This is a genomic window from Nitrospirota bacterium, assembly GCA_040754395.1.
Taxonomy (GTDB): Bacteria; Nitrospirota; Thermodesulfovibrionia; order Thermodesulfovibrionales; family SM23-35; genus JBFMCL01.
Map to the genome: position 1 here is coordinate 1 of JBFMCL010000005.1, position 12,756 is coordinate 12,756.

The 12,756-nt window shown below is 45.6% G+C and carries 20 protein-coding genes; 17 read left to right on the forward strand and 3 right to left on the reverse strand.

The window, feature by feature from the left end; all coding sequences use genetic code 11:
- The 17 genes from AB1552_03520 to AB1552_03600 all read left to right on the forward strand — a co-directional run.
- A partial coding sequence (locus AB1552_03520) for a glycosyltransferase (protein ID MEW6052844.1) occupies positions 1 to 249 on the forward strand: 249 nt, incomplete at its 5' end.
- 20 nt (positions 250 to 269) lie between these two features.
- Entirely contained in the window at positions 270 to 566 is a 297-nt protein-coding gene (locus tag AB1552_03525) for a DUF4258 domain-containing protein (protein ID MEW6052845.1), read from the forward strand.
- Positions 554 to 766: a DUF2283 domain-containing protein gene (locus AB1552_03530; protein MEW6052846.1), complete on the forward strand. Its 213-nt coding sequence runs from the start codon at positions 554 to 556 to the stop codon at positions 764 to 766. Before AB1552_03525 ends, AB1552_03530 begins: the two co-directional genes overlap by 13 nt.
- A 98-nt stretch (positions 767 to 864) precedes the next feature.
- On the forward strand, positions 865 to 1,938 hold the full coding sequence (locus tag AB1552_03535; GenBank protein MEW6052847.1) for a DUF1972 domain-containing protein: 1,074 nt from the start codon (positions 865 to 867) through the stop codon (positions 1,936 to 1,938).
- A gap of 165 nt (positions 1,939 to 2,103) precedes the next feature.
- Positions 2,104 to 2,361 carry an AbrB/MazE/SpoVT family DNA-binding domain-containing protein gene (locus AB1552_03540; protein MEW6052848.1) on the forward strand — a complete coding sequence of 86 codons (258 nt, stop codon included), beginning with the start codon at positions 2,104 to 2,106 and terminating at the stop codon, positions 2,359 to 2,361.
- Complete coding sequence (locus AB1552_03545; GenBank protein MEW6052849.1) at positions 2,336 to 2,749, forward strand: PIN domain-containing protein; 414 nt, start codon at positions 2,336 to 2,338, stop codon at positions 2,747 to 2,749. The genes AB1552_03540 and AB1552_03545 overlap by 26 nt, the downstream gene beginning before the upstream one ends.
- A 40-nt stretch (positions 2,750 to 2,789) precedes the next feature.
- Positions 2,790 to 2,972 carry a WecB/TagA/CpsF family glycosyltransferase gene (locus AB1552_03550; protein ID MEW6052850.1) on the forward strand — a complete coding sequence of 61 codons (183 nt, stop codon included), beginning with the start codon at positions 2,790 to 2,792 and terminating at the stop codon, positions 2,970 to 2,972.
- Between the two features lie 228 nt (positions 2,973 to 3,200).
- A complete protein-coding gene (locus AB1552_03555; protein MEW6052851.1) occupies positions 3,201 to 3,518 on the forward strand; it encodes a HEPN domain-containing protein in 318 nt (105 codons plus the stop codon).
- On the forward strand, positions 3,497 to 3,817 hold the full coding sequence (locus AB1552_03560) for a nucleotidyltransferase domain-containing protein (protein ID MEW6052852.1): 321 nt from the start codon (positions 3,497 to 3,499) through the stop codon (positions 3,815 to 3,817). The genes AB1552_03555 and AB1552_03560 overlap by 22 nt, the downstream gene beginning before the upstream one ends.
- A 239-nt stretch (positions 3,818 to 4,056) precedes the next feature.
- A complete protein-coding gene (locus tag AB1552_03565; protein MEW6052853.1) occupies positions 4,057 to 4,290 on the forward strand; it encodes a type II toxin-antitoxin system Phd/YefM family antitoxin in 234 nt (77 codons plus the stop codon).
- Between the two features lie 2 nt (positions 4,291 to 4,292).
- Entirely contained in the window at positions 4,293 to 4,676 is a 384-nt protein-coding gene (locus tag AB1552_03570; GenBank protein ID MEW6052854.1) for a type II toxin-antitoxin system VapC family toxin, read from the forward strand.
- A 434-nt stretch (positions 4,677 to 5,110) separates the two neighbouring features.
- Positions 5,111 to 5,659, forward strand: a complete 549-nt coding sequence (locus AB1552_03575; GenBank protein MEW6052855.1) for a transposase — start codon at positions 5,111 to 5,113, stop codon at positions 5,657 to 5,659.
- Between the two features lie 248 nt (positions 5,660 to 5,907).
- On the forward strand, positions 5,908 to 6,978 hold the full coding sequence (locus tag AB1552_03580) for a nucleotidyltransferase family protein (GenBank protein MEW6052856.1): 1,071 nt from the start codon (positions 5,908 to 5,910) through the stop codon (positions 6,976 to 6,978).
- The gene (locus AB1552_03585; GenBank protein MEW6052857.1) at positions 6,978 to 7,583 is read left to right on the forward strand and encodes a sugar transferase; all 606 of its coding nucleotides are present in this window, start codon (positions 6,978 to 6,980) and stop codon (positions 7,581 to 7,583) included. Before AB1552_03580 ends, AB1552_03585 begins: the two co-directional genes overlap by 1 nt.
- Positions 7,584 to 7,641: 58 nt before the next feature.
- Positions 7,642 to 8,097, forward strand: coding sequence for a VanZ family protein (locus tag AB1552_03590; protein MEW6052858.1), 456 nt, complete (start codon positions 7,642 to 7,644; stop codon positions 8,095 to 8,097).
- A gap of 504 nt (positions 8,098 to 8,601) precedes the next feature.
- The gene (locus AB1552_03595; GenBank protein MEW6052859.1) at positions 8,602 to 8,982 is read left to right on the forward strand and encodes a hypothetical protein; all 381 of its coding nucleotides are present in this window, start codon (positions 8,602 to 8,604) and stop codon (positions 8,980 to 8,982) included.
- A 131-nt stretch (positions 8,983 to 9,113) separates the two neighbouring features.
- A complete protein-coding gene (locus AB1552_03600; GenBank protein ID MEW6052860.1) occupies positions 9,114 to 9,404 on the forward strand; it encodes a PilZ domain-containing protein in 291 nt (96 codons plus the stop codon).
- Between the two features lie 40 nt (positions 9,405 to 9,444).
- Here the strand turns inward: AB1552_03600 and AB1552_03605 are convergent, their stop codons facing one another.
- From AB1552_03605 to AB1552_03615, 3 genes are all read right to left on the reverse strand, one after another.
- Complete coding sequence (locus AB1552_03605) at positions 9,445 to 10,575, reverse strand: hypothetical protein (protein ID MEW6052861.1); 1,131 nt, start codon at positions 10,573 to 10,575, stop codon at positions 9,445 to 9,447.
- Between the two features lie 77 nt (positions 10,576 to 10,652).
- On the reverse strand, positions 10,653 to 11,903 hold the full coding sequence (locus tag AB1552_03610) for a cobalamin-dependent protein (GenBank protein ID MEW6052862.1): 1,251 nt from the start codon (positions 11,901 to 11,903) through the stop codon (positions 10,653 to 10,655).
- A gap of 20 nt (positions 11,904 to 11,923) precedes the next feature.
- Positions 11,924 to 12,709, reverse strand: a complete 786-nt coding sequence (locus AB1552_03615; protein MEW6052863.1) for a dihydropteroate synthase — start codon at positions 12,707 to 12,709, stop codon at positions 11,924 to 11,926.
- Positions 12,710 to 12,756 lie beyond the last annotated feature (47 nt).

Genomic DNA, 12,756 nt, shown 5'->3' on the forward strand with positions numbered 1-12,756 from the left:
AATCTCGGAGCGATGGCTGACATTGTGAAAGATGAGGTTACCGGGCTTTTATTCACTCCAATGAGTACGAGTGAACTTGCTGAAAAGGTCAGATGGCTCTGGAATCATCCTGAAGAGTGCAAGAGAATGGGACAGAATGCAAGGAAGGAATACGAAGAGAAGTACACCCCGGAGAAGAATTATGAGCTGCTGATGAGGATTTATAAAAAAGTGATCGAACAGAAAAAGAGTCATAGAAAGATCAATTGAGAAAAATGGAGCAGAATATCTTGTTTGAAACAGATACGCCCTTGGGAGTTCAGGTGCGGGTGACTGACAAATACTGGGAATACATTGTTACCATAAAGCACAGGCCTATGAAAGGGAAGGAAGAGCTTGTAAGGGAGATATTGGCTTGCCCTGATGAGATAAGAAGAAGTAAAATGGATAAAGAGGTTCATCTTTATTACAAGTTCACAGATAAGTTGTACTGTGTGGTATGTAAACATGCAGGTGATACGGGATATATTATTACTTCTTATCCGACGGATAAGGTAAAGGAGGGAGAAGTTATATGGACAAAATAAAAGTCTATTACAATAAAGAGGCAGATACCGTTGATATATGGTTTGGTAATCCGGATGATGAATTTGTTTCGGAAGAGGCAGGGGAAGGAATCATACTCAAAAAGAACAAGGACGGCATTGTTATCGGTATTGAAAAATTATATATCAGCAGGCTCTATGAGTCCAATAAGCCGTCGTCTGTGGAAGTTCTTGTTTCTTGATGTCTTTTGGAGTTTTCACAAGCAATCTTCACTAAATTAAGGCTTACCGGAAAGCGGGAATGACAGACTCCCTCAGTGCCTTTTTCAACTGATTCCATATGAAGATTTCAATCATCGGATCCCGCGGAATCCCTGCCAGATACGGAGGATTTGAAACCTTTGCAGAAGTGCTGGCACAGGGTTTGACGGAATATGGCCATGAGGTTATTGTCTATTCCCTTCCCGAGTTTCAGAACATTCCTTTTTCACACCAGAAGATACAACGGGTCTTCATAAATGCTTCAGGAATACCCGCCCTCGAAAAAGTCTCCATGAGCAGTTTTTCCATATTCCGTAGCGTATTCAGGGAGAAGAGCGATGCGATTATTTTTCTTGGAGTTTCCGGAGGGCTGATTATGTGGCTCCCCAAAATATTTGGCATGCGAACACTTGTGAATGTTGATGGCCTTGAATGGAAACGTTCACGCTGGGGAGGATTTATCAAGTTTGCATTGAAATCACTCGAACGTTTGGCAGTCAAATCGGCTGATGTCGTGGTTGCTGACGCTGTTGCAATCGGGGAGTATGTACTATCAGAGTACAAGAGGGGGTATGAATTTATCCCCTATGGGGTAGATGCATGCAGGTATCAGCCAGGGGATTGGCAGCAGGTGAAAAATCAATATCGGCTTGAAAAGAACAGTTACTATCTTGTTGTTGGTCGGCATGTGCCGGAAAACAATTTTGATATCAGCATCCAGGGTTTTTTGCAATCTGAAAGCAACAAAAAACTGATAATCGTGAGCAACCTCAGGGAGATGGAGAAATCTCCGTCAGAAAAAGTGCTATTCACAGGTCCCATTTATGATCGTCCAGTACTTTATGCACTAAGAGAAAATGCGTATGCCTATATCCATGGTCATAGTGTTGGAGGAACAAACCCCTCGCTTCTTGAGGCAATTTCGAGTAAGAACATCGTCCTGGCATATGATGTGCCATATAACCGGGAAGTTTTGAGTGAATACGGATACTTTTATAAAGATAAGAATGATTTGAAAAAGTTGATTGGCTTTATTGAAAAAGATTTCAAAGAAGCCGATAAAGATAAAATTCTTAGCTACTATGAGAAAATCTTGAAAGAAAAATACAATTGGGATCTTGTGATCAGGAAATATGAATCCTTGCTACACTAACCCTCAATAATTTACACCTCCAAGGTGAAAGTCGAGTCTCTAATAAAACTTGCACTTACGACGTGCAAATATTACATTGCAAGACGGGGACTAGGGAGTGGGAACTTGACACGTGAATAAAGTTTAACTATAGTTAAAAGTAGGAAAATAAAAAGGAGTATAACTATGCAGTATCTATTAAAAGTGTCGCCAAAAGGTCAGGTCACTTTACCCAAGAAGCTCAGGGAGGGGCTTGGAGTCAAGGACATGATCGAAATCAAGGTTAAGGATTATGAAGGCATTTTGAAAAAGCCTCAAAAGGCTACGGAAGAGCTCGCAGGCTGTTTTAAAAAATATGCGGTAAAAAAGAAAATTCCTCTGGAGAAGGCTGTTGAAAAAGCAATAAGGCTGACTGCCCGTGAAATTGCCCAAAAAAATAATTGATACGAATATCATCCTGAGGTTTCTCCTCGCAGACGACGAGAAACAGTTTTTGAAGGCGAAGGCGTTTATCCAGAAGCTTGAATACGGCGAAGACGAAGTGCTTCTTCCTGAGATTGTTTTTGCAGAAGTAGTGTGGGTCCTGCACAAGGTCTATGATATACCGCGGGAGGAAATTTCTGAACAATTTACGAAATTGCTCCATTACAATGGGATAAAAACAATTATCAACAAGGAGGGTTTTATAGAAAGTCTCAGGATATATCCTGTTCATTCGATGGATATTCAGGATATTTTTCTTGCTGTGCTTGCCAAAACAAAAGAATGCACGGTCATAACATTCGATAAGACAGACTTCAGGAAATTTGGGATCGATTTCAGAGAGCCGTAACATCTTCCGACTGCCATAACCCAGAACCTAATAAGCCCAGGTGAAGCCGATAAATGATTCCGGGGCTCATATCCTTTTTATTTGCCTCAGCGCACCGAAACAGGAAAAATGGATGGCGGCACACACACACAAAGGAAGGATTAAGGCTGTTCAGCTTCAACACCGGGAAAAAGATATAGCGTATAGCTCATGGCTGATAGCTCAGAAGGAACAGGAAAAGTGAATTGATAAAAGGCAAAAGGCAAGTGAGATAAAAAAAGGGAGATGGTGTGATAGTTTTTTTGCATATTGACTTCCTCACTACGTGCAATTTTACTTGCACAGGAGAGAAAGCTGATTAAAAGCTGTATGATATAATGTACCTAAAAGGAATATGGCAGAATTTGACGTTAATAAAACTGTAAAATATTGGTTTGAGGGAGCACAGTATGATCTGAGTGTGGCAAATGCTATGTTAAAAACCAGGAAGTATCCATACGCGCTTTTTATGGGGCATCTGGCCCTGGAAAAACTCCTTAAGGCTTTTGTGGTAAAAAATACAAAAGCACATGCACCCTTTAGCCACTCACTTCCCTTGTTGGCGGAGAAGTCCGGCAAGAAGTTCCCTGAGCAGATAATGGTAAAGCTGCGCGAGTTCATGGAGTTTCATTTTGAAGGGCGTTATCCCGATGCGACAAAGGCATTCTACAAGAAATGTACAAAAACATATACCACTGCACAGGTAAAGGAGATCAGGAAGATATTTCGATGGATAAAAGAGAAGTTATAAGAACGATCAGGAAATTCGGAAAAGCACTGAGAAAGCATGGAATTCCTGTAGACTATATTGTTCTTTATGGTTCTCACGCATCAGGAAAAGCTGGTCCCGACAGCGATATTGATGTCGCTGTGATCTCGGGGCATTTCGGCAAAGACAAAGTTGATGAGGGAATGGCTCTTTTCAGAATTGCCGGGACAATAAATAGTCGACTTGAACCGGTTCCCATATCCGATCAATCATATCAACAGGATATGTGGATTCCTTTAATCTATGAGATAAGAAAGACAGGGATTGAAGTAAAAATATAGTCGCACAGGATAGTTGCTGACACTTTGTAGCTGCAGCAGCTTGGAAAAACTTTCACCTGCATGTCCCTCGTCCCTGAATTCTTTCTGAGAACATTCATTCAATGGATAAGGCAGTGACCCCAGAACCTGCACCTGCGCGCTGTAAGTACAGTCGCCAAGATACTTGCATGTAAAAAATGGTGAAGTGTGTGCTGGGGGGTATAGTTGACTTAGCTAATGACTTAGTCTAATATAATTTTATGGCAATTGTCAACATACATGAAGCAAAGACCCACTTATCCCGAATTCTAAGCCGCGTGCAAAGCGGTGAGGAGATTATTATTGCAAAAGCCGGCAAACCGATTGCCCGGCTTGTCTCCGTGGAAAAAAAGCTTCCAAGAAGGACCCCGGGAACTGCGAAAGGAAGACTGACAATAAAGAAGAGTTTTTTTGAACCTCTGCCTGATGCGATGCTCCATGAGTTCGAAAATTGAGAGTGCTGTTAGATACCCATATCTTTCTCTGGTGGATAACAGACGATTCCCGGTTGATTGCCAATGTTCGTGATATCATTGCCGACGGGACGAATGATTTATTCTTAAGCGTTGCGAGCTGCTGGGAGATTGCCATAAAAGCGCAGCTTGGAAGCATTGATCTCCCGGATAAGCCGGATAAGTTTATCGCTGAACAATTGTCTTTAAATGCAATCATGAGTCTTCCAATTCTTGCAAATCATGCGCTGAATGTCTTCAATATCCCTTCTCTTCACAGAGACCCTTTTGACCGGCTCATTATTTCTCAGGCGATAACCGAAAAATTGCCCATTGTTACCTCTGATCCTGTATTCAGACAATACGGGATTGAAACGGTCTGGAAATAGTACGTCTGCTAACTCCTCATGAAAGTATTCATGACACATTATTATGACCAATTTTCTTCTCCCTCTGCAGGCTCATCCAGCTGATAAAAAGATACCCCTAACCCATATTATTCATACAATTGGGAAAAACGTCTGAGGACAGAGTATTTGCGCGGATTCTTTTGCAGATAGTCAAATACACTATGTGAACATAAAGAGGCAAAAGCCTTGCAGGAAGGAACGACCGAGAATGAGAAAAAAATACTCTGTCCTCAGGATAATCAGAAAAATTCATGAATAATAAGGGCTGATCTAAGAAACTTGCACTTACGACGTGCAAATATTGAGAATAACTTATGCGCAAACAACCTCTAAATACGGGGAATAGTTATCATATATTCACGAAAAGTATAGCCGGGTATAAAATTTTTCGGACGAAAAAAGATTATAAGCGCATGACTGATCTTTTAAAATTCTACCGGTATAAAAAGCCACCTTCCAGATTCTCAACATATATTCAACTAAAAGATAAGAAACAATTTTTCAAAAAGTATATTGAAGAAAGAGAGCATATCGTGGGAATCAATGCCTATTGTTTGATGCCAACGCATATTCATCTTATTCTCACGCAACTGGATGAAAACGGTGTGTCTGTATTTATGAAGAACATTCTGGATAGCTATACAAGGTACTTTAATATCAGAACAAAAAGAAAGGGGCCGCTCTGGCAGAGCAGGTTTAAGAATGTCATGGTTGAAAATGATGAGCAAATGCTGCATCTCACAAGATACCTTCATCTTAATCCAACGAGCGGGGGGCTTGTTGAAAGACCAGAGGAATGGCCGTATTCTTCGTATGCTGAGTTTATTGGTATCGAGAAAGAAAGAACATGTAACAGAGATATGTTGCACGATATTCTTCCTAACGACTATAAGATATTTGTCGAAGAGAGGGTAGAATATCAGAAAGAAATAGCTATCCTGAAAGACCTTTGCCTTGAATAATTGCACTTACGACGTGCAAATATAGGCTGTTCAGCTTTATTGACAGAAAAAGTGCGTCAGGCTCCGAAGTGGTGCAAGCGAGCAATTTCTATAAGCGTCATAACCGACAAAACGCTGAAACTACTGTCTCAATAAACTTAAAACGCGATAGTACGCTAACCCCAATGCACCCCAAAAACACGGCCAGCGAATCGCTCTTCCTGCAGCTGGTGTTTCCTTCCCCAATTAGGGAACCTTTGGAAGTGCAGATGACGAACTTTCAGGAGCTGAAAGCGTTATGCCTGCACCACAACCTTTTCCCCCTCGTCTATACTCGCGTGGAGAAATACGGCCGTCTTTTTTCCCCGGAAAAGGCGGTCAATGATTTTCTGGAGGAATCGAAAGGGTTATACCTGAAGGGAGTTGCCCTGTCCGCACAGCAGGAAGCTGTAGAGAATGAAATAGTCAACCTGCTGACACAAAGACAGATTCCGTCTGTGGTGATAAAGGGGAACAGGCTTGCCAACGAGATATATGACGATCCGAACTGCAGGACGTCATCTGATATCGATATCCTGATCCGCAGGCAGGACGCGGTAATGGCTGACAGCATCCTCAGGGAACACGGATATATCGCAGAGGCGGATATCCCGCTGATCTACTGTCTGGCACGCATCCATCACGCAATCTACTTTCACCCCCAAAACAGCCTGCTTGTTGAAATGCATTGGGGATTTGGCGTTCCATACTTTTTCAGACTGGATGCGACGGAAATCTGGAGAGAGGTCAGTATTCCCGATATGGGAGAGGCGAAACTTTCCCCTGAAATGCTCATGTGCATGCTCCTGATTCACCATCACGCCCATTCATTCAGGGAACTCAAGATTCTTGTTGACATCATATGGACGATGGGGAAATATGAGGATGTGATCGACTGGCATTCTTTCTTCCGGGGAATCAGGAAAGCGGGGCTTATCAGGACAACCCATATTACACTGAAGCAGATGCGGAGTGTATGGGGAACGGCTATTGATCAGGTAAAAGCTGCGGGGATACTCGAGCAGGAAATCGGTACTGCCGGAAGCAGAATTCCTTCACTGCTCCTCTCATATTTCCGGATGAATATCGATAAAGACAGGGAAAATAATCTGTATAAGGATAAACTTGTTGCGCGGTTTGCGCTGGATCATTGGTCAACCATCCTGCTCTCCTATTTCAGGACATTGTTTCCGATGCCCGAGGCGATCAGGGAACTTTACCGGGACAGGAGGACCTGGTCGCTTCCGTTCAACTATCTGAGATTCATACGCTGGCGCGTAAAGGAGTGGGTTAAAGGGTAATGCTGAAACGCCTTTTCGACATGTGTCTGTCAGGGTTCGGGATCCTGATTTCCTCTCCTTTGTGGCTTCTCATCAGTATTCTGATAATCCTTGAGGATGGTCTGCCGATTTTCTACGGTCAGGAGCGGGTGGGGAAAAACGGGAGGATCTTCAGGGCGATGAAATTCCGTTCCATGATAAAGGATGCCGAGAAGGATACGGGACCGGTGCAGGCAACGGAGAATGATCCGAGAATAACGAAAATCGGCAGGATACTGAGAAGTACCGCGATGGACGAACTGCCGCAGTTATGGAATATCTTCATAGGAGATATGAGTTTTGTCGGGCCACGATCGCTGAGGCCGAAGGAGAAAGAGGTTCACGGCAGCTCCGACGAAGTGGATATCGAAAAGGTGCCCGGATACCGCGAACGGTTGAAGGTCAGGCCCGGTCTTACGGGCATTGCACAGATTTATCTGCCGACTGACGCCCTCAGAAAGGAAAAGTTCAAGTACGACCTGCATTATATCGAGAACCAGTCCTTTCTCCTGGATCTGAAGCTTATTCTCCTTTCCTTCTGGATTACGTTCAGGGGGAAATGGCAGAGCCGGGAAAAGAAGATATAGAATTATCCACAACCATGCACCTCCGGGGTGCATGGAAAGTTGAAAGAAGTCGATAATTATGAACAGAAAAGTGTATTTGCTGTATTACTGGCTGCCGCCGGTTTTATGGATGATTTTCATCTCTCCCCTGAATGAGCTTCTGAGTTCATCCCACACGTCTTCGTTTCTCCTGCCGCTGCTGCAATGGCTTTTCCCGCAGGCAGCGCGTGCGACACTTGAGGCAGTGCATGTCTTCATACGGAAGATGAGCCATTTCCTTGAGTATGCCTTTCTCGCCTTTCTCCTGTTCAGGGCGTTTCGTGCGGGCAGCAGGGAATGGCGAAAGGAGTGGCTTGTCAGTGCAGGGCTGATCGCAATCGCGTACGCATGTCTTGATGAATGCCTCCAAAGCTTTATTCCTTCGAGGACCGGATCGGTATATGACTGGATGATCGATGCAACAGGAGTCTTGTCGTTTATGGTAATTGTGGCACTCTGGAATTCCGGAAGAAGGAAATATTACGACTGCAATTAATTATTTTGATACATTTCAATGTGCGATATGCATCTCGGTATCTGAAGCGCATTCCTTTGCGCGGGTTTGTTCTCTTCTTGTATAGCATTATGAGGAAGAATGCAATTGATGTTGCAGAGATTTTTCTGACTGCACTGCCGCTGCCGGTGATGTGTCAGGTGACAGTCAGGCCCTGAGTCCCCCCGAAATTTTTTTCACCCCTGTTTTTAAAAACCTCTCCCGAAGCTTCTCAAATATATCTTTCCAACTAATAATTAGCAATAGCTAATTATTAGTTGACATTTCACGTTGTTTTCTCTATGATGGAAAATAATGAAACGTTATTTTACGGATAGTTAAAAATTAATTTAAAAATTCAAATGCTTAATATTGTTATGAGTTTGTAAATCCTGGAATGGGAGGTGGGGATAATGGCCACAAAACTGGGTTCAGGCAAAGGTTTTCTGCAGTATTGGGAGTAAGGCGAGGGTTTTGGCGTAACAAGATTAACGAAAGGGGTCCGGTATGTCAGCAGGAAAAGGGATAAGAATTTTTCTTATCATCGCATTTTCGGGTATGATGGCATTTTCAGCGGTTCTGATCAGTTATGCCGGAGAAGAGAAAACGATGGTCGGAACCTTATCTGCACAGCTTGACAGCGAAAAAAATACTGTGACAGTGATGTTTGTGGGATACACGGAGGGGACTCCGGTGATCATAGGCCCGACATCATGGGAAGTCAGTGAACAGGATTTTTCTAAGGCAACGGCTGAGGAAATCGGGAAGAAGCTCTGCGGCCAGGACCATTCGATGAAAAAAGTGACGAAATTTTCGAATACCGGGAAAGAAATTGTAGCTGAAGTGGTCATCAAGAGCGAAAAGTCATCGGTTATGGTAGGAAGATAGGGGACGAACGGCCATGTCATTGCCTCTGGTCTGAATTTTGATCAGAGGTGTATTTTTTGTATTTACATCGTGATCTGCATTGATGCGATTTCAGCATGTCTGATAGTGTTGTTTTGCAGTGAGGGATGAATTTGAAAAAAAATTTGCGAAGATATACACGGGTGCCGTTTGCCCGGCCAATAACCTATACGGTATCCGTGCTGGATTTCAGTCTGGTGCGCCGTATTCAGGATTCCGGAATATCTTCTGACATCTCTGCTGAAGGACTCTGTCTGATAACCGGGTATCCACTCGAAACAGGTCATGTTGTTATCCTCGAGGATCGTTACAAAAGGCCCGATGCGGATAAGGAACTCGGGGTGGTAAAGTGGGTCAGCCAGATCGGGGAAAACAGGTATCGGGCAGGAGTGCAGCTTGTGTAAACTGGGAATACATTTTGTCTTACGGCAAAAATTGTGACAATCAGACCTGGATGATAGGGCTCACTGATATCCTGACCGGCCAGGCATATGATCCCGGCTGCGCTTCTTCGGAGAGAAGAAACCGGTAGCTTAACTCGACCATCATGGGGTCTCTCCCCTGATATGGCTGCGCAATCCATCCCCCGTTGGCGTTAATATGGGCATCCTTTCCGAGTCCTCTCACTACTACTTCTCTCACCGGACCGCCAATGCCCTCAAACAACACCAGAAACCCGGACAGGTTATTGTTCCGGATCTCGATATGCGCACCGAGGGGGATATCAATATATCCGCGCACGACATCCTCACGGGTTAGGGTCAGTTCCGATTTCTGATAGACAATCTTGAGGGACGTATGCATCTGTATCGATTCGGTTATCTTTGCCGGCGTCTCCTGTGTTCGGGTATCAAAGGGAGATGGTTCTGCTGCCTGGATGTATGAGAGAGGAGCCAGTGACAGAACCGCTATGAGTGCCGAAGCCAGGAGTCTTTTCTGAAGGTTCAGCCCGTGGTCGAGCTGTGTATGGTTTATATATCCCGATGCAACAAGAACTTCCCCGAGTTTCTTCTTCGAAATCTTCTGGCGGGCAAGCGCCTCGTCGAGCTGGGATCGTGAAATCTGGTGTGTCGCAACAAGAAGTTCACCGAGGCTTAGCTTCCCGGGAGGCCTGAAGCCGGTTTCCTGCTTTTTCTGGAACTTCAGGAGGACATCGAGTTCCCCTTCAGTAAGAAAACCGAGGCGCAGAAGAACCTTGCCGAGTTGTTCCCCTGTTGACTTCTGAACCTTCAGCGCAAGATCAAGCTGTTCCTCAGTAACATGTTTCGCCTTGAGCAGAAGTTCTCCCAGGAGATGCCGAACGCCAGCAGCAAGGCTAATCGCACTCTCGAGCGAGGCAAGGTCTTCGTTGACCGAGAGCACCGCCTTGAGGTCGAGAGGATCAAGCAGGCCCATGCTGACCAGAGTCTCACCCAGCATCCGGTTCGTATTCTTCTGCTGCTCAAGGCCCTGCTCAAGGTCGTGATAGCGGATAAAATCGCCGTCCACCAGAATCTGTCCGAGCAGACGGCCGGGTGCTCCGGAGGAAGAATCCGATTGTCTGGCATATGCGCTGCTCATCTTTTTATGGTACACATCTTAGCATGCTTCAGGTGAAAGGTCAAACGGCATTGGGCCGCATGAAATCTCCTGTTGCACGCTTCAGGTGCCGGCTATTGTTCAGCCCTCAGGTAGTTCACAATCTTCTCCGGACCTTCAATTCTGAACAGTTTGTCCCCGCCTATAAGTTCGCTGAGTTTTTCTGTGGCAATATGGTTATAGAAGACAGGTTTTATGTAAGATTTGTTACCGGTGTCACCTGAAAGACTTCCCCAGCATCCCCTGTCGTGCATGATGATATCCGTGATTTTGAGCGATTTGTAAAGCCTGATGTAGGTGTTGACGCTGATGCTGTCCGGAAGCGGCCTCCTGAGGTTGTCAAAATGCCCGAGCAGGTCATCTGCGGACTCATTGGGAAATCCGGTAAGGAAATCCACCGCTATGCGTATCCCGCACGATTTCGCATTGAACACGAATTTTTCATACTCAGCCCAGTACTGGTCACACTTTTTCCACGAGTCCACTGAGAGTGTGATGAGATATGCACCGGTATCTTTCAGAAGTCTGAAGAGGGGCCTGCTAAACTGCGAGGGCTTCATGTAGAGGGCCCATTGCATGTCAAGACCGGCTTTTCTGAGTGCGGTGCAGAAATCAACCGAATACTCAAGGCTTTCGTTGAATTCTGAATCGCACAGGTGGAAGCGGGTAAGTCCGCTGTCAACGAAATGCGTCAGCTCGCGTATGACATCGTCGGGGTTCTTGAATGCAACCGGTGTTCCGGACTCCATGCAGTATACACAGGATGAACTGCATCCCTTGTGGGTCTCAAAGCCCGCAATACCCCCCGCATCACAGTATGTCCTGTAATCGATTCTCGTCGGTTTCCGGATGCAGGCGCTGTACGAAGGATATGTTCCCCGAAAAACCCGTCTGCTGTTTCCATGATTCACCATTGCATCAAGAACCTCGTGCACTGCATGTTCTCCGGGCCCCGCAACAGCAAAATCAGCATTCAGATATCCGAGAATGCCTTCCGGGTTGGCAGAGATACCTGTCCCCCCGATAATGACCTTGAGCCCGGAAGCCGCTTTAATCTGATGTATGATGTCTTTTATCTCGTCCAGAAAAAATTCATTGGTGTGATAGAGGACGCTGTCGACATTTCGTACGGTTACTCCCGCAATGTCCGGTCTGAAAGAGCTGAGGGTGTCATGCAGTGCCCGGCCAATATTCTCTGCAAAGCAGAGATCAAGAATCTCGGCTGAGTGCCCCTTGCCCTCGAGCGAAGCAGCGAGGTATTCGAGTCCTATCGGCGGGACAGGAGGCGATTTGTACCTGTTCGGGTTTACGAGGAGGATCTTCATGGGGGTGATTTCAGTATACGTTATGAAATATCAGCCTGAGAGAATATGACCTCATCCCTGAATGCCTTAATGAGATACAGGGTTTTCCTGATGTGCTCATCCATAACGTCCACCATGGCTGCATCCAGCCCGGCACCGGCCAGATACGTCAGAAACGCGGCTTCAAGAGGTTTTCTGACTGAACGGGACAGCCCTGTAGATATGTTCGAAATCCATGCGATCGTATTCAGGGGAGGTTCGACGAGTTCCCCCAGCATCATGATGCACTCACGGGAATTTACCAGGTGTTTCTGTCCCATGCCCCTGCCCATATGGACGATCGAGGGATCGGCAAAGAGCCGTTCATTGGGGATGTCGGCTTCGTTTACAAGTTCCATAAGCTCTTCGAGGATCTGCAGTTTGGCCTCAAGAGAGACAGGTATCATGCCGCTTGACGCCCTGAGCACCAGCGACGCTTCGGAGTCTGCTATGAGGGAAACGAGCCTTTCCCTATCTTCCGGCTCGTTTCTGGAGATGAAATTGACGAGCGGCGGGTTGCTGCATACGGGCATTGCAATTTGCACGGCCGCGGTATTCCGTGAATCAAGGGATATTCCGCAATCTACGGTATCAGAGATAATTCCGGCAACCCACGGCAGCATCTCTTCATCTCCTGCACCGTCCAGTGAGCACTGAATGTTGATCATATCGGCACCTGCGCCGGCGAGTTGTTTCGCAAGTCCGGCAACAGAATCCCTGTCTCTTTTTGCCAATGCTTCCATGTATGCCCTGTTCCTCGTATTCAGGTTATCCGCTATGGCGATCATGTCTAGCCTCCTTTGTTGTGAAAATGCTTTTTCGGGGAGAATAAGCA

Bases quoted from the DNA above. Each gene is read 5' to 3' on its own strand.
- AB1552_03530 (MEW6052846.1), top strand. From the start codon at position 554: ATGGACAAAATAAAAGTCTATTACAATAAAGAGGCAGATACCGTTGAT.
- AB1552_03535 (MEW6052847.1), top strand. From the start codon at position 865: ATGAAGATTTCAATCATCGGATCCCGCGGAATCCCTGCCAGATACGGA.
- AB1552_03540 (MEW6052848.1), top strand. From the start codon at position 2,104: ATGCAGTATCTATTAAAAGTGTCGCCAAAAGGTCAGGTCACTTTACCC.
- AB1552_03555 (MEW6052851.1), top strand. From the start codon at position 3,201: ATGTTAAAAACCAGGAAGTATCCATACGCGCTTTTTATGGGGCATCTG.
- AB1552_03560 (MEW6052852.1), top strand. From the start codon at position 3,497: ATGGATAAAAGAGAAGTTATAAGAACGATCAGGAAATTCGGAAAAGCA.
- AB1552_03565 (MEW6052853.1), top strand. From the start codon at position 4,057: ATGGCAATTGTCAACATACATGAAGCAAAGACCCACTTATCCCGAATT.
- AB1552_03575 (MEW6052855.1), top strand. From the start codon at position 5,111: ATGACTGATCTTTTAAAATTCTACCGGTATAAAAAGCCACCTTCCAGA.
- AB1552_03580 (MEW6052856.1), top strand. From the start codon at position 5,908: ATGACGAACTTTCAGGAGCTGAAAGCGTTATGCCTGCACCACAACCTT.
- AB1552_03585 (MEW6052857.1), top strand. From the start codon at position 6,978: ATGCTGAAACGCCTTTTCGACATGTGTCTGTCAGGGTTCGGGATCCTG.
- AB1552_03590 (MEW6052858.1), top strand. From the start codon at position 7,642: ATGAACAGAAAAGTGTATTTGCTGTATTACTGGCTGCCGCCGGTTTTA.
- AB1552_03595 (MEW6052859.1), top strand. From the start codon at position 8,602: ATGTCAGCAGGAAAAGGGATAAGAATTTTTCTTATCATCGCATTTTCG.
- AB1552_03610 (MEW6052862.1), bottom strand. From the start codon at position 11,903: ATGAAGATCCTCCTCGTAAACCCGAACAGGTACAAATCGCCTCCTGTC.
- AB1552_03615 (MEW6052863.1), bottom strand. From the start codon at position 12,709: ATGATCGCCATAGCGGATAACCTGAATACGAGGAACAGGGCATACATG.